This window comes from Acetobacterium sp. KB-1 (genome assembly GCF_003260995.1).
In the GTDB taxonomy this organism is placed as follows: domain Bacteria; phylum Bacillota; class Clostridia; order Eubacteriales; family Eubacteriaceae; genus Acetobacterium; species Acetobacterium carbinolicum.
This window is the reverse complement of sequence record NZ_CP030040.1, coordinates 718,905-735,660: the sequence shown is the minus strand read 5'-3', so window position 1 is coordinate 735,660 and position 16,756 is coordinate 718,905. Positions and strand designations below refer to the sequence as shown.

At 35.3% G+C, this 16,756-nt stretch carries 15 protein-coding genes; 14 read left to right on the top strand and 1 reads right to left on the bottom strand.

Features of this window, described 5'->3' with window-relative positions:
* Positions 1 to 73: 73 nt before the first annotated feature.
* The 14 genes from DOZ58_RS18840 to DOZ58_RS18815 all read left to right on the top strand — a co-directional run bounded on the left by DOZ58_RS18840 (position 74) and on the right by DOZ58_RS18815 (position 16,037).
* A complete protein-coding gene (locus tag DOZ58_RS18840) occupies positions 74 to 409 on the top strand; it encodes an Rpn family recombination-promoting nuclease/putative transposase (RefSeq protein ID WP_242988595.1) in 336 nt (111 codons plus the stop codon).
* Between the two features lie 56 nt (positions 410 to 465).
* The gene (locus DOZ58_RS18835; RefSeq protein WP_242988594.1) at positions 466 to 621 is read left to right on the top strand and encodes a DUF4351 domain-containing protein; all 156 of its coding nucleotides are present in this window, start codon (positions 466 to 468) and stop codon (positions 619 to 621) included.
* A 44-nt stretch (positions 622 to 665) separates the two neighbouring features.
* The gene (locus DOZ58_RS18830; protein WP_242988593.1) at positions 666 to 794 is read left to right on the top strand and encodes a DUF6483 family protein; all 129 of its coding nucleotides are present in this window, start codon (positions 666 to 668) and stop codon (positions 792 to 794) included.
* A gap of 585 nt (positions 795 to 1,379) precedes the next feature.
* Positions 1,380 to 3,101 (top strand): phosphoadenosine phosphosulfate reductase family protein, encoded by a 1,722-nt coding sequence (locus DOZ58_RS03475; protein WP_322520043.1) that lies wholly within the window; start codon positions 1,380 to 1,382, stop codon positions 3,099 to 3,101.
* A gap of 21 nt (positions 3,102 to 3,122) precedes the next feature.
* Complete coding sequence (locus tag DOZ58_RS03470) at positions 3,123 to 4,001, top strand: DUF4007 family protein (protein WP_111887029.1); 879 nt, start codon at positions 3,123 to 3,125, stop codon at positions 3,999 to 4,001.
* Positions 4,002 to 4,028: 27 nt separating this feature from the next.
* A complete protein-coding gene (locus DOZ58_RS03465) occupies positions 4,029 to 7,664 on the top strand; it encodes a hypothetical protein (RefSeq protein WP_111887028.1) in 3,636 nt (1,211 codons plus the stop codon).
* A gap of 12 nt (positions 7,665 to 7,676) precedes the next feature.
* Positions 7,677 to 8,843, top strand: coding sequence for an aminotransferase class V-fold PLP-dependent enzyme (locus DOZ58_RS03460; RefSeq protein WP_162624401.1), 1,167 nt, complete (start codon positions 7,677 to 7,679; stop codon positions 8,841 to 8,843).
* A gap of 24 nt (positions 8,844 to 8,867) precedes the next feature.
* Complete coding sequence (locus DOZ58_RS03455; RefSeq protein ID WP_111887027.1) at positions 8,868 to 11,036, top strand: DEAD/DEAH box helicase family protein; 2,169 nt, start codon at positions 8,868 to 8,870, stop codon at positions 11,034 to 11,036.
* Positions 11,026 to 11,199, top strand: a complete 174-nt coding sequence (locus DOZ58_RS18455; RefSeq protein ID WP_162624400.1) for a hypothetical protein — start codon at positions 11,026 to 11,028, stop codon at positions 11,197 to 11,199. The genes DOZ58_RS03455 and DOZ58_RS18455 overlap by 11 nt, the downstream gene beginning before the upstream one ends.
* Complete coding sequence (locus tag DOZ58_RS03450; RefSeq protein ID WP_111887026.1) at positions 11,189 to 13,240, top strand: AAA family ATPase; 2,052 nt, start codon at positions 11,189 to 11,191, stop codon at positions 13,238 to 13,240. The genes DOZ58_RS18455 and DOZ58_RS03450 overlap by 11 nt, the downstream gene beginning before the upstream one ends.
* The gene (locus DOZ58_RS03445) at positions 13,240 to 13,737 is read left to right on the top strand and encodes a hypothetical protein (RefSeq protein ID WP_111887025.1); all 498 of its coding nucleotides are present in this window, start codon (positions 13,240 to 13,242) and stop codon (positions 13,735 to 13,737) included. The genes DOZ58_RS03450 and DOZ58_RS03445 overlap by 1 nt, the downstream gene beginning before the upstream one ends.
* Before the next feature lie 153 nt (positions 13,738 to 13,890).
* Positions 13,891 to 14,142, top strand: a complete 252-nt coding sequence (locus tag DOZ58_RS18825) for a DUF262 domain-containing protein (RefSeq protein WP_242988592.1) — start codon at positions 13,891 to 13,893, stop codon at positions 14,140 to 14,142.
* Positions 14,143 to 14,262: 120 nt separating this feature from the next.
* Positions 14,263 to 14,862, top strand: a complete 600-nt coding sequence (locus DOZ58_RS18820) for a hypothetical protein (protein ID WP_242988591.1) — start codon at positions 14,263 to 14,265, stop codon at positions 14,860 to 14,862.
* A 38-nt stretch (positions 14,863 to 14,900) separates the two neighbouring features.
* Positions 14,901 to 16,037, top strand: a complete 1,137-nt coding sequence (locus tag DOZ58_RS18815; protein ID WP_242988590.1) for a DUF1524 domain-containing protein — start codon at positions 14,901 to 14,903, stop codon at positions 16,035 to 16,037.
* Positions 16,038 to 16,179: 142 nt separating this feature from the next.
* On the opposite strand, the gene DOZ58_RS03435 is transcribed toward DOZ58_RS18815, so the two are convergent.
* Positions 16,180 to 16,566: a hypothetical protein gene (locus DOZ58_RS03435; protein ID WP_111887024.1), complete on the bottom strand. Its 387-nt coding sequence runs from the start codon at positions 16,564 to 16,566 to the stop codon at positions 16,180 to 16,182.
* Positions 16,567 to 16,756 lie beyond the last annotated feature (190 nt).

The following is a 16,756-nucleotide window of genomic DNA, read 5'->3' as shown; positions in this document are numbered from 1 at the left end:
ACTGATGCCAAATTGAAATGTCTGCTAGAGCTGGAAATCGGATTTTGAGACCTTACCGGAAGAAGTTAAACAGTTGACGCCGGATTATCGCTACCTGATCTATGATTTATCGCAATTTTCAGATGAAGATATTAAAGGAAATGCAGAACTGACGATTGTATTATCCATTTTCAGAGACATTTTCAAGAAAAACAGTCAGGAATTTCTTGGAAACATTTTTAAGGCCGCCAGAGCTCTGGATGAGTTAGAGGAAAAGGAAACAGGACTGCAGTATTTTGAAACCTGCATGCGCTATATCCTGTCATCAGGACCCCAGCTTTCAACGGATCAACTGAATACTGTTATTAAGCAATTTGAAGTAACCTACAAGAAAGGGAGTGAAGTGACCATGACATTAGCTGAAGTTTAAGAGAAGAAGGATTTGAAAAAGGCATTGAAAAGGGTGAAGCACGGGCTTATTCAAAAATGGCAATTAAAGCTTTGTCTAAAAAACTGGGAATTCTGCTAGCAGAATATTGTGAGAAACTGTCCCAATTGAATTTAGTCACTTTAGAAACTTTGAATGAAGAAATCGACAACTTCAAAAGTATTGAAGATGTCAAAAAGTTTCTGGGACTCTGACTTACACCAATGAGGTTTTTAAAAAAGCTGTCGTCGCAATTGAAATGTTCGGCGAAGGACAGCTTAACGAAGCCGACAATCTGAGCGATGCGGCTCTCACTAGTGCCGATTTTCCCAGAGCCGAGATTGTGGAAGGTCTGGCCGATATTAAAAAGATTTACTATAGGATATAGAAACATTTCCTGCCGGTTCATCCCTTGCGATGGACGGGCTGGATTTTTTTATTTTAAAAAAACCTAAAAATGACGGAGCTGTCGCATTTTCGACCAGACCACCACCACAAAAATCATCACTCTGGCAAGCTGGCTACCATAATGACAGCTCAATGACCGGGCAACAGACCCCTAAATAAAATGGCGGTCATTCGATAAAAGCACGTTTAATTCTGGCACACAAGTTGCCACATCTTGCCAGACAGGATAAACCGGTTATAATAAAAGATAGCGGGTTTTCTGCTGTGATGTAGTTGCTCACACCGGCTTTTTTAGCAGATGACAAGTTTTTGAAATAAAAAGAAAATAACAGAGTCGTTTTTGATAATAAAAAAGGCGGTTTTTTACTCATAAAGTTTTGAAAAAAATAAAAATGGGCGTATAATGGAATAGTGTTTTTAAATCAAGCGAAAAAAACTAAAAATAAACAAGACCAACAAGTAAAGCGATAGTCTTTTAGATTTAGCTTTTATTTGATAAAACTGATATAATATAAAACAAAATAACATCGTTTAGAACTGTTGTTTTTTCGATGCGTGAAAAGAGGTGATTGGTTTGTGGTGTAAAATATGTAACACCGAAACACCAAAAGCAGAATGTGATATCTGCGGTGTAAAAACAGAAACAGAAATGCCCGTGGAAGTGTGTTGGTGCGATAACTGCAAAACGCCAGTCATAAAAGAAGCCAATGCAATTGATAAAAACAGTTGCCCACTTTGTGGCGAGACAACCCGACATTTAGGTGCAGATCTGCGACCGGTATTCCCGGAAGAGCGTTTATTAATCGAGATAATTCTAGGAAAACCCCTAGAATATTTAAATAAAACGGTTTGGGTTGTCAATAATCGCTATTTTATTGACGGCCAGTTAAAAGTATTGACCTCGACAAAATTTGAGAAAGCAAATATCCCTGAAGTGGTTGAACAGATCAGTCTTTACAAAACTCAAAATTCCTACGATATGTTTAATGAATCCATTAAAACATTTATTAGCGCAAACAAAAGGCGGCTCGAATATTTAGAGAGCGAGGCGTTTGCTTTTATTAATAGTTCAGTAAAAAAGTATCCGATTGAAAATGTCGTCATTTCTTTCTCTGGCGGGAAAGATTCAACGGTTACTGCAGATCTGGTCACCCGAGCACTCAGCAATCCCAGCATCGTCCATATTTTTGGTGACACGACCCTGGAGTTTCCGCTGACAATGGAATATGCTAAGCGTTTTCGGGTTGATAATCCATTAACCATTTTTAAAACCGCCAAAAATAAAGACCAGGATTTTTTCAAAGTCTGTGAAGATATCGGGCCACCAGCCCGAATGATGCGCTGGTGTTGCTATATGTTTAAGACTGGCCCGATTACTCGTACCCTTAACAATATGTATAAAAATGAAAATATTTTAACCTTTTACGGGATCAGAAAATGCGAATCGGCAGCACGAAGTAAGTATAAACGGATCGAAGACGATGCGGAATCTATTAAAATCCAAAAGCAAACCGTGGCTTCGCCTATTTTCTTTTGGAAAGACATCGATATTTGGTTATATATTTTAGGCGAGAACATCGATTTTAATGATGCTTACCGACTGGGTTATGATCGGGTTGGTTGCTGGTGTTGTCCAAACAATAGTATTCGGGCACAGTTTCTATCTAAAATATATATGCCGGAGCAATCTGAGAAATGGCGTGAATTCTTAATTGATTTTGCGAAAAAAATTGGCAAGCCTGATCCTGAAGTTTATGTGGATACCGGTAAATGGAAGGCCAGGCAAGGCGGGAATGGGGTTGAATCAGCTCAAGATGTCAAAATTAAATTTACCAATTGTACCACCGAAAATAATGCTAAAATATACCGTCTTAATAAGCCGATTACTGATGAATTTATCAATATGTTCATTCCTTTTGGAGAAGTCAAAAATGAATTGGGCCGCAAGCTGATTGATGAAAAAATCATCGTTGATATTAAAACAAAAATTCCCATTATTTCCATCCAGCCCTTTGAACAGGATGGTTATGAAAATGCCGTTAAAATAGCGACCATGAACGTGAAAAAACATGATGATCTGCAACGGATGATTGGTTATCAAATTAGAAAGTATAATGCCTGTCGTAAATGTTTAAAATGCGAATCTTTATGCAAGTTTGGAGCCATCACCATCAATGCCGATCTTTACAAAATAGATAGTCAGAAATGCAAACGGTGTAAAATGTGTGTCACCGCTAAATACCTTGAAGGCGGTTGCATGATGGATAAGTTTTTAAAAACAAAATAAGTGTAAAGAAACGGAGTTAAAATGAAAATCCGGGGACATGAAACATTCTATATTAGAAAAGGTTGGCTGTATAAAGGTTTGAAAAACGTCAAACAGAATCCAACCGTTTTTACAAATAAAGCCGAAAATCCAATGGATGTTTTAGGGATTGGTTCGAATATGGTGAAGTCTTTACGTTACTGGCTACAAGCAGTGGGTTTAACAAACGAGCCTAAATCTGGCATTCGAGAACAAACATTTACAGAATTAGCTGAACTGATTTGGAAAAATGATCGCTACCTAGAAGAACTGGGAACCTTGTGGCTGCTGCATTATTATTTAGCAAGCAACAAAGAAAATGCCACCAGTTGGTATTACTTTTTTAATGAATTTGATTTAAGTGAATTTAAAAAAGAAGATTTTGTGACAATGCTCACAAATTTCACCATTACCGAATTTGGAGTGGAGTCAGCATTATCATCGTATGAAGATGATTTTACCTGTTTGATAAATACCTATGTTACCCGGCATAAAGTCAACCCTGAGAAGGTGTCACCTGAAAGTAATATGGAGTGTCCCTTCGGTGAATTGGGATTAGTGGATTTAGTAAACAAAAAAGAAAAAATTTACCGTAAAACCGAACCACAAAAGAATATGCTCCATTCGCTAATTGTATTAGCGGTGATTTTAGAACAGACAAACGGTAATAGCGAAATAAGGATTCAGGATTTGCTGAGAAAACCATGCAATGTGGGAAAGGTTTTTAATTTAGATATTATCGAACTGACTGGGCATTTGTATCAAATCGAAAAATTGGGTCATATCAAAGTCGTTCGTACGGCAGGGCTGGATGTCATCAAAATCTTAACTGATATGGATTATGCCACCTGTATACAAACCTATTACGATACGCTGGTTTAGAAATGTTGGAACTAAGAGGAGATAAAGATGACATTAACTGATTATATACAAATTGAAGGTGGCTTTTTATCAGCTGTAAATATCGCTTTTGATTTGAACAACGACAAAAAAATAAAGAGCTTTATTCCAACATTTGGTTCGCTCGAACTATTGAAAGACCTGCTACTCAGTACCCATGACAAGTCAACAGACCGTGCCCGGATTTTAATTGGTGCCTATGGAAAGGGAAAGTCTCAGATTATCCTGGTGCTCTTGGCACTTGTTTATCGAAAAGAACCAGCTCTTTTTGAGAATTTGCTTCAAGCCTTAAAAGAGTGTGAACCTGAATTGTATGACTATGCCCTTGATTATATGAATGGTGATAAAAAATTATTGCCGATTGTCATTCAGGGAAGCCATACCAGTTTAAACCAGTCCTTTTTAAGTGCGCTCCAAAAATCCCTTGAATTCGCAGATTTAGCAGATTTAATGCCGGATACTCATTTTCAGGCTGCTCTGAATGCCATCGACCGTTGGAAGAATAAGTATCAAAATACCTACCTTCAGTTTAAGGATAGTATTGACTGTCCGTTAGACGAATTCACTATGGCTCTCGGTGATTTTGATGTTAGCGCTTATGAAAAATTTGAAAAAATTTATCCAACCCTGACTTCCGGTAGCCAGTTTAACCCGTTTTTAGGTTTTGATGTAGTTGAACTTTTTAGCGACGTGGTCGATGCCCTTTGTAAAAGAGGTTATGCAGGGATTTATGTTGTCTACGATGAATTTAGCAAATACCTAGAGTCCAGTATTACCAAGGCTTCCATCACTGATATTAAAATGCTTCAGGATTTTGCTGAAAAATGCAGTCGCAGCAAAGAAAAACAGATGCATTTATTATTGGTATCGCATAAGGATATTGCAAACTATATTGATAAGCTGCCGTTGCAGAAAGTAGATGGTTGGAAGGGCGTTTCCGAACGATTTAAACATGTGGAGCTGCTTAATCATTTTGCGCAGATTTATGAAATCATTGCGAACGTAATTAAAAAGACCGATTCCTTCAAAACTGAATTCTTAGAAACCCATTCTAATGAATTCGAAGAATTGCTAAATAACTACCAGGTGGGAGAACTATTCTCTGAGTTGGAGACAAATCACTTAAAATCTGTGATTAGTGGGTGTTATCCGCTGCATCCGGTGACAACCTTTATTTTGCCACGGTTATCTGAGCTGATTGCCCAAAATGAACGAACCTTATTTACATTTTTGTCGTCTAATCACAAAAATACCTTGAGTGAGTTTTTGAGAAATGAACAGGGAAACTTTCCTTTGCTTACACCGGATAAACTGTATGACTATTTTGAACCACTATTAAAGAAGGAACCCTATACGAGTGAAATAAGAAAAGTCTATAATACGGCTGCCAGTATTTTATCGCAGCTTGATTTAGACAATCTTGAAGCCAAGCTTGTTAAAACCATCGCTTTAATTGAGATCGTCAACCAACCTGTAAAACTGCCACCAGTAGCAGATGTCATAACGAAATTATACGGCAATAGCGTGGCCGAGGCTCAGAAAGTGGGAAATGCTCTAGCCGATCTTAAAGATAAAAAATTTGTGGTTTATGTTAGTCGCAAAACCACACATTTAAAACTGAAAAGTCCCATTGGCAGTGATATCAGAAAGAAAATTTTGGATCTGGCTGAAAAAAATAAACACCTCTATGATGTCAAGGCAATTTTATCAGAAATGACATTAGATCAGTATCTCTATCCAACCAGCTACAATGACGACATGGAGATTGTCCGATATTTTGATTTTACATTTATCAATGGCAATGAATTTTTGGCCGTTGATGACTGGTCAAAGAAAATACTTGATCTGAAAGCAGATGGTGTCGTTTTCGGGATAATCCCAGAAAATCCAGAAATCATACCAACGATTGAAGCGAAAATTTTAAAACAAGGTGAGCTTGACTCCCGCATCCTCTTTATCTTGCCAAGAAAATATAAAGTAATAAATGACACTGCCTATGAGTATCAAGCCGTTAAAACAATCAAAGAGTCTGCCAAAGATGATGAAGCCTTTGTCTTTGAGTGCAATCTTTATGAAGATGATCTTGTCGAAGCCTTAAACGCATTTGTTATGGGCTACACCAAACCGGAGCTGCGTGAAGCGCATTATTATTACCAGGGTGAGAAAAAAACATTTTATCGGAAAGCTCAGCTATCCCAACAATTGTCCACCATTTGCAAAGTAATTTATCATAAAACCCCGATTATTAAAAATGAGATTTTAAATAACCACGAATTAACTTCAGTAGCCACCCGGAGCCGAAATCGTGTGGTTAAGGGTTTATTAGCTACTAAACTTGAACCCATGCTGGGTTTATCAGGATCGGGGCAAGAGGTTTCATTTATGAGAAGCGCTCTTATCGTTACCGAAATTTTGGAAAATTATACCTTGATACCTAAACTTAAATTATATCATTTACCAGACGAAAACTTGCAAAATATTGTCAACGAGATCAATCAATTTTTTCTGGAATCAGGAGATAGTAAGGGAATATCCTTTGGCAAACTTTATGAGAAACTGACAAAACCTGAGCATCACATCGGTTTAAAGCGCGGAGTAATACCAATCTATATTGCCTGTGTAATAAACCAATACAAAGAACACCTCGTTATACTTAGCAATGATAGTGAGGTGGAAATCACCGCCGATTTACTCAATAGCATCGATAAAAACCCAACTGATTATGTGGCGTACCTTGAAGAATGGAATGCTGATAAAACTGAATATATCAATCAACTAGAAAGCTTATTCGCAGAATTCATTACTGAATCAGAAAAAGAATTCAACTCATTTGCATACATCACTCGGGGCATGCAGCGTTGGTTTATGTCTTTGCCAAAATATGCCAGAGAGTTAAAAACCATTTATTTAGGCAATCATGCTTTCAAAAATTTAGATAAAGTCGACAAAAAGCTGATTCAGAGTTTGATGAAACCAAGCCTGAATTCCCGAGAATATTTATTTGATAAACTTTTTTCAATCTACGGTCTGGATGGATTTAGCCTTACTGTAATTAGTCATTTGGAAAAGTCAAAGCGTATTTTTGATCAGTCAAAAGCTCATTTAATAGAAAAACTCATGGCCGACTTAGGTACCTTATTTAAAACCGAAGAAATACAAAACGATAATTCTACCTATATCTCAATTATAAAAGACTGGCTTGATACCTTAAAAACAAATACAAAAACCCATAGTTTTAATGGCATCAATGGAACCGTTTTTCAGGTCATACAAAGCATCACCAATGATCAAGTCACTTTCATGGAGCGTTTGTCAAAAGCCGCCGTTGGCTTGAGAATTGATGATTGGAATGAGACCACGATTCAAACGTTTTTAAATGCGATGAATGCGTCTAAAAATACAATTGAACAGTATGATCAAGAAACAGTTGAGAGTAATGAAGTAAGTGGACACGAGAACTATGTTTTAACCGTGCGTAAAGAAAATGGGGAAGAAGCCATCAAAAGTTTTTCCCGGATTGAGACAAGTCGACGGGGAAAACAATTAAAAAATGAAATCAGCACCGCCATCGAAGACATGGGTCAAGCCATCACCGAAGAAGAAAAACGGCAGATCCTTTTGGAAATCTTAGAAACTATGATTTGATCGGAGCGAAAAATGAATTCAACAGAAAAAATAGCTTATTTTGATAATGCTGCAACAACCTTTCCTAAGCCAGAAAAAGTATATCAGTACATGGACTCTTTTTATCGAACCTATGGCGTCAATGTGGGAAGGGGACAACATCGCCTTGCCAATCAAGCAAGGTTATTAGCAGAGGATACGAGAGAACGATTATTAAAGCTTTTTGATTGCAATCACAATCAGAAAGTGATTCTTACCCCATCAGCCACAGAAAGTTTAAATGTTATTCTCCAGGGTTTGCCCTGGAGAAATAACATGAACGTTTATATTTCTCCCTTCGAGCATAATGCCGTTACCCGCATCTTACATCATCTTTCCAATACATATCAATTTGATTTACATCAGTTATCCGTCGAATCATTAACGCTTTCTTATGATTTAGAGAAAATAAAATATCAATTTCAAGACAACTCTCCGCACATCGTTGTAATTAGTCACGGCAGTAATGTTTGCGGCGCAGTCGCACCGATAAAAGAAATATTTGAACAGGCCAAACTTTATGAGGCTATCACAATAACCGATATGGCTCAAACCGCCGGTCTCCTCAACACAAGTTTAAGCAATGTAAAATCGGATTTTACTGTTTTTGCAGGGCATAAAACGCTGTATGGCCCCTTGGGGGTCGGCGGGTTTATTATGGATAACTCGATCAAATTAAAACCCTTACTTTACGGTGGTACGGGAGTGGATTCTGCTAATCAAGATCTTCCAGAAACCCTGCCAGAACGCTTTGAAGTTGGCAGCCCCAACGTTTCGGCAATCGCCGGTCTCAATGCGGCCCTGCAATGGATTGAAGAAACAACAATCGATGCAATTTTAAAAAAAGAACATGAAAACAGAAGCCAACTGGTTAATATTTTAAAAAAATACGACATCATCAAAACATTTTTGCCGGACGAGCGTAACAGCATTGGCGTGGTTTCAAGCATCTTTGATGGTTACGGCAGTGACAGCATCGGAAAGGTGTTAGATAAACATCAGGTAGCCGTGAGAACGGGGCTTCATTGTTCCCCAACTGCCCATCGGTTTTTGAAAACCTTTCCAGGCGGTACGGTGCGGTTTAGCGTGAGTTATTTTACGAGTGAAGAAGATTTTGAGATGTTGGGTGAGGCGTTAGATTATATTGAAGATAATAGTTAACTAAATATTAGCTGAGGTAGAATAATGAGTTTAAGAGATGTAGAAATTAAAAATGAATATCGGTCATTGCTAGATAATGTCGTGAAAGGCTTTTACAATCCGTTATTGAAAGAAGCAATTTCATATCAAAGAGCTGTTGGTTTTTTTTCATCATCAGCACTGATTGAGATAACAAAAGGAATAAGTGGATTGATAAAAAATGGTGGAAAAATTCAAATAGTTGCTTCACCATATTTATCAGATAAAGATATAGAGGCTATTCGTAATGGCTATGAAATTAGAGAGAAGATCATTTACAAAGCTATTTTGGATGAGCTTAAAGATGTACATACTGAGTTTGAGGTAAAAAGCCTTAATCTTTTATCAAATCTGATATCAGATGGAATACTAGATATAAAAATAGCATTTACTGAGAATAAGAATAATATGGGAATGTACCATGAAAAGATGGGCATCATTTGTGATCAAGAAGAAAATAAAGTCGCTTTTTCTGGCTCAATGAATGAGTCTTCTACTGCAATGTATTTAAATTATGAAACGATTGATGTATTTTGCAACTGGAGTAGCAAGAATGAAAGTGAACGTGTGATTGCAAAAGAAAAGGCTTTTGATTCGATTTGGAATGATCGCGAGCCAAATATTCATATCATTGAATTTCCCGATTTAAAACAAGAAATTATTGATAAATATAAAAAGGTAGTAATAAACTACAATACTGATATTTTAGAATATCGAGATGATAACTGGGTTAAAGAAGATGATGCGCCATATATTTCTGGACCAGCCATCCCAAAGAATGTTAAGTTGCACGATTATCAAATAGAAGCAATAGACGCTTGGGAAAATAATTACTACCGAGGAATATTTGATATGGCTACAGGTACAGGCAAAACGTATACTGGTTTAGCCGGAATAGTAAGGTTGTCAAAAAGCGTTTCAAATAAACTTGGTGTATTCGTTGTCTGTCCTTATCAACATCTTATAGAGCAATGGGTTGAAGATATTACGGCATTTGGAATTAAACCGCTAATTTGTTATTCCTCATATGATTGGAAGAAAAAATATCGACATCTGTTGAATGATTACAAGTTAGGGGTTATTGATAATTTCTGTGTAATAACTACCAACGTAACTTTTGCAACAGACTATTTTCAAAAAGAAATTGATAAGTTGGACGGAGAAATTTGTCTTCTAGTTGATGAAGCACACAATTTTGGTGCGAAAAAGCAATTGTCATGTATGAAAGAAGTATTCAAGTATCGTTTAGCTTTATCGGCCACTCTCGAAAGACATTATGATGAAGATGGTACTCAAAAACTAAAAGACTATTTTGGTGAAAAGTGTATCGTATACTCATTAGAACGAGCAATTAAAGAAGATAAACTTTGCCCGTATTATTATTATCCGGTGCCAATATATTTAGATGAGGACGAATTAGAACTATACAATGAATTAACCGAAAAGATCGGAAAAATCTTATTAAGTAAAGGCAAAAACGAAGGGATGCCGCAATCAGCCGAAATGTTGTTAATTAAGAGAGCCCGAATAATTGCCGGTGCTAGAAATAAATTAACAGCCTTATATAAAATTATAAAATCAGAATATTCCGAGGATAATCAAATATTAGTGTATTGTGGAGCAACAACAATAGAAAATAGTTGTTATATCGAAGGACAGGTTGAAGAAGAGGAAAAGCGACAGATTGAAATAGTTATTGATATGCTCGGCAATGAATTAGGGATGAGGGTATCTCGATTTACCTCAGAAGAAAACTCAGTTCAGCGAGAAATTATAAAAGCTAATTTTACAGAAGGTAAAATGTTGCAAGCATTGGTTGCAATTAGGTGTTTGGATGAAGGTGTTAACATCCCAGGCATTAAAACAGCATTTATCCTTGCTAGTAGCACAAATCCTAAAGAATATATACAACGAAGGGGTAGAGTTTTAAGAAAGGCTCAAAATAAACCTTATGCTAAGATTTATGATTTTGTAACATTACCTCGGGATTTAGATATAAAAAAGTGCAAAAGTGAATTATTAAAAAGTGAATATTCTTTAATTAAGCGTGAGATGGAACGTATGGAAGACTTCGCAGCTTTAGCAGAAAACTCTTCAGAAGTTATAAAATTGCAGAAAAAAATAGAAGATTATTATGATCTTAATTACATAGGAGGTGACGAATATGAATTTTGAAGAAAAAGATGAAACTTATCTAAATCAAACGGTGTTATTCAGTTTGAAAATGAGAATTTATGAATTAGAGAAAGAAAATAACAAAACAAAAAAACTTACAAATAACCAGATGACGGATAAGATAAGACATTTAATAGAAAGGGCAGCAGAAAATGATAATTAAAAGTATAACAATAAATAATTTCCGCCAATATAAAGGCAATCATGTTATTGAATTCTCAACAGATAGTGAAAAAAATGTAACTGTTATATTAGGTGTTAATACTAGCGGTAAAACTACAATTATTCAAGCGTTTAACTGGTGCCTATATAATAATACCTCATTCAAATCACAGGAGGTTTTAAATTTAGAAGTTTGCAAATCAATGAGCGTATGTTCTACTCAAGAATGTTTTGTAGAAGTTATTTTATTGCATGAACAGAAGGAATATTTCATCAGGAGAACTCAATCTTTTTATAAAAACGAATCCAAAAAAATAAAAGCCAGCAAACCAGAATTGAATGTTCAATTTAAAGAAACCACAGGAGGTATGCAAAGTATACCAAAGGCTAGAGGTATCGAAGGTGAATACGATTTACATATGAAAGAAACAATTAATAAGATACTTCCGGAATCTCTGTCAGATTATTTTTTCTTTGATGGTGAGAGGATAGCAGATATAAATAATAAAGGAGATGTTGTTGATGCAGTACGTGGACTAATGGGATTAGATGTTATTAGCACTGCTATGGATCGGCTTGATCCGTCAAAAGTAGCATCGGTTACATCCAAATTAAGCAAGGAGTTAGATGTTGGCAATGACACAAAGTTTAATAAGTTGAAAGTTGAAGTTGAAAATGCAAAAGAAAAACTTGAAGGGTACAAAAATAGAAAGGTTATAATAAAAGAAGAGATTGAGTTTTTCGAGAGACGAAAAATAGAACTTAATGAACTACTTCTCAAAAATCGCGAGGTAAAAGCAAATCAAACGATTAAAACGAATTTAGAGCGTGATATTAATGTAGTAACAGGAAATATCATTAAAAATGAGAATCGATTAATCAATGATTTCAGTACAAAATCGATGGGTTATTTCGCATTACCTTTAATAAAGAAAGCACTTAAAACCATTGATGAAGCTAAACAGGATGGTGAAGGTATACCAGGAATGAGAGCGTCGTCAATAGACCATATTCTAAATCGAGGGAATTGCATTTGTGGATGTGATTTAACGAAAAATGAAGGTGCAAAAGAAAAAGTTTTGCATGAAAAAAGTTTATTACCACCTCAGCATATGGGCACAATTTTAAGAGAATATAAAAAAACCTACCAACGTATTGAACGTGAAGCTGAAGGGTTTGATAGTGTGATCAAAGACGACTACGTTGAGCTTCGAGAAAATAAGCTTCTATTGGAAGAAAAAAAAGAAGGTCTAATTGACATTAGTAAGCGAATAAAAAATATGATAGATGTAGCAAAAATTGAAGATGACTACCAAAAAAATGAGATTGAATTGAGAAAAAAAAGGGATATTTTACTTGTTGTTACGGGTTATATAAGTTCGTTAGAAACAGAAATTGTAAATAATGAAAAACAGATTGCTGGTATAGCAGTAGTTTCTGAAAAAAATAGAAAAATAACAAAAAGTATAGCATACTCAAAGGCGGTATACCAGTGGTTTAAGCAGAGTTATGATAAACAAGAGGCTGAAGTCAAGAATCGTCTCCTTAAAAGTGTAAACAATATCTTTGAACAAATGTATCACGGGACACGTAAAATTACTATTAATGAAAAGTATCAGATAAATTTAATTACAATGGTTGGTGATGAAGAAATGGAGACAGAAGAAAGCAAGGGATTAGAATCTGTCAAAAACTTCTCATTCATTGCAGGTCTTGTTGATATGGCGAGAATAAAAGCAAGAACAACTACTGGAAAAGAAAATGAAGATCCGAATGTCATAATCGGCGTAGATGGAGAATTAGCAATTACAACTGAACCATATCCATTAGTAATGGATGCACCGTTCTCGAATGTTGATGAGATTCACATCAACAATATAGCAAAAATTCTACCGGCAGTTTCAGAGCAAGTAGTATTGATATTAATGAACAAGGATTGGGAATTTGCGAAGGCTTCATTAGATGATAAAGTGGGCTGTGCTTATATGATCGAGAAAAATAATAATTCTGACGTAAATTCATCGATTAGGAGGTTGTTATAATGTTTGAAAAACAATACATGTTAAAAGGTAAGCATGCTACTTACGCAAAATTTTTAAGTTTGACCACATTAAAGAAGAATAAAGATGCAAAAATTGCTGGTGTATTTAGAGCAAATATTGATATTTATCTTGTTGCACCCTTAATTGGTGTAAATTTTAACTTGAAATCTGAAGAAGACACTATCTCAAACGATGAGTTAGCAATATTTGCTGAGCAACTAATCAGCCAACAAGACAATTTGATTAATGTTTTTCGGCTAGTCATGTTAAGCGAAAATTCATCAAATCTTTCAGACGATGAAAGAATTGAACGAGCATTTAAAGAGGATGAAGATTCAGAAAAACTAGCTGCGAATATGGAACTATTTCATAAATATATGCGTGGCGGCATTGAATGGTTATATGATCAATTTACTGAAGAAGCGTCAACAAAAGATGATTACTTAGCAAAAATTCTAAAAGTTACGCAAACGTATAAACTTGAGACATTTATGTGATACCTCAAGAAATCACGAAACCCAAATAGAGAACGGTTTTAAATTAGCTCCATTTAAGGTGTGTAAGTAAAAGACGCTTAGGCATGTGGTAGATTGGTAAAAATAGAATAGAAATCTTTAATTTGAGAATATTATGAAATAAGAGGTGTAATTATGGCAAGTGTGTTAACAAATTTTAGTGATATAGTCAAAGATATCAAAGAAAATAAAATACTATTACCAGATTTTCAAAGACAATTTGTGTGGACTGATGAAGAGCAACAGCGTAAAATTGTAGCATCAGTTTTGTCTAGAATGCCTATTGGCAGTATATTACTATTAAAATCTAAACCAGATGAGTTTTCTTCAAAAGCAATAGGTAATAAAACAGAAATTGATATAACAACGCTATCTGTTGATACTTAATTTCTGCTAGATGGCCAGCAACGTATAACTGTATTAACAAATGTTTTTTCAAATGCCATATTTGATGATTGTAAGAGGATTAGTGATTTAGTTTCTACATCATTAAAAAGAAGATTTTTTTTGAGAATTCCAAAATGGTGTAAGCGTGGGTCTGAAGAAGATATTTTTGGGGTTCATGAATTGGATTTTCCTATCACACGCCCAGATTCGGAGGAACCCGATTTTCTATCAAGCAATATTCTTCCGTTTGTCGAAGTTAAATATTTTAAAAAGAATGATTGTCAGCCATATAATCCTGATACAGACCTCGGGATTGAACTTGATGATTTTTGCATTTCCAATGAAGATGGTTATTTGGTACCATTATATTTGATTATACCTACTGAAAAGAAAAGAAGTGGTGTAATCACTTTGTGTTATCAAAGAATAGTCAAGAAAATTTCTGATTCCATAAAAGATGAAATTATTCATGAGTTTACAAAAAAAACAACTATCGAAGATAAAAATTTCTTTATTGATGAAATATTTATTGAAGAAGAACGAAATGATATCAAAGAAGACTATACAAAATTTATGAAGGAGTTAGAAAACCGTAGCCAGCTATGGGGTCGTTATTTGCAGGATTATTTAGATTCATGCATACGGAATATGACATTAAACCAGATTATCGTTGAAGAATCAAAAAGAGCAAGAGCAATAGATATATATATGAAAATTTGAATCGTGGTGGAATTAGTTTAAATACGTTTGATCTAGTGATGGCTAGAGTGGCGACTGTAAGTAAAACAAATTTTTACAATCGTATTGCTGAAAATATTGGAAAACCTAGAACTTATAATGTCGACGTGATTCCTGATGGAGTTCAAAATTTATTAAAAAATAGCATTGAAAATGAACATTACAACGCATCAATTAGATTAAAATGCTATGACCTAAGCAAAAATGTTATATCGACTACATATATTGATGTCTTTTTAAACGTTTGTTCATTATATTATAATAATCTAACCTTCACTGCTGATGTGTTTAGAATAGATCATATGAAAAGAAATAAAATATTAGATATGAATCCGAAATTCATAGATGACAAGTGCGAAATTATTTGTGATGCTATAGATAGAGCAATGTTCTTTTTTAATACACGGTGTGGTATTAGAGATATTAAGGAAATTAATTATTCACTTATGATTGTTTTAGTTTCAACAGTTTTCATTGATGATACGTGGTTCAATGATAAACAGGTTCATAAAAAATTGGAAGCTTGGTATTGGAGTGCCATTTTTTCGGGTGAATATGACAAAGATCAGAATGTTCGTATGATTACAAATTTACAGGCAATGGTGAGACAATTTACAAAAAAAAGTAACGCTGATTGGCTGAATAAAATGATGAAAAATGTTTTGGAAACAAAATATTTTTCCGACGAAGGTGTTTTACTGTTAGAGTATGCGGATGAAGATCGTTATCCAAAAACTGTATTGCGTAATTTCTTTTGCCAGTACTTATTAGCGCAAACATATCGTGATATGTTTGATAATAGTAAACTTGTTAGTGTTTTTGCGGAAGAAGAAAATGAACTTGAAGCCCATCATATAATACCTTTAGGTTCAGCAACGAAGGTCGGAGATTCTACGAAAGATCTTAGAAATAAAAATAGTTCAATTTATAATTCTCCCTTGAATTTTGTGTTAATAACAAAAAATTCAAATAGAGATATATCAGATAAAAGTCTTCATGATTATGCACAAAGCTTGACAGTTGAAGCAAAAGCAAAATTATACATTTCGAATTACGATGGAAAAGTAGATGATTTAACTACAAAATCATACCTAAAGAATAGATACAGCATGCTTAATGGTGTTATCAGAAGTCATATAGCAGGACTCCTAGTTTAATCAAAACTAAGTGCATATGAAACCTCTGAAACAGCATACAGTGCCTGACATAAACTAATAAACATGCCATGCCTGCCATTATAGATTATTAATTTATAACAAGCACCATTTAGGTGGGTGTGCTGATAACAGGAACTGAGCTCTAAATGAACGCTGCTAAACCCTCTTCAGCTCGTCGGGAAATAATAAACCTGTCGGCTTTGAAGGAGCCGGGGACGTGTACTGGATCTTGAACTTTTCGAAGTCGCTGAGTCTTTTGAATGGAAGTAGGGTTGATCAAAACAAAAAGCTTCAGCTCGGAACCAGTTAGCCACATCGATCTGATCGAGCTGGAGCTGATGATCAATGTTCGCAAAAAAATCGTCAGATAATGGCGTTCAGCCTCATCTAGTGTGGCAATTTCCAATGGCACGGTCAGGTTTTCCAAAAAGGCCTGGTCTTTAGATGTCAGTAATTCAAGCAGTTGGTTGATACTGGGATCTACATCGGGAAAGTCGTACAGGTTCTTGAGATATTTATTGTCAATCATAACCGAGATCCTCCGCCAGGTATTAAATAAAATTTATCTGACGCTCCCCCAGCAGTTGTTCGGCTTTGGGGTTAAGGATTTTCAGATTGGAATAGGTTTCCAGTTTTTCTGCGATAATCGACGTTAACGGTTCTTTGATTTCGTCATTGATCCAGCCATCGGAAAGGTCGAAAAGATCATGCCCGTGCCT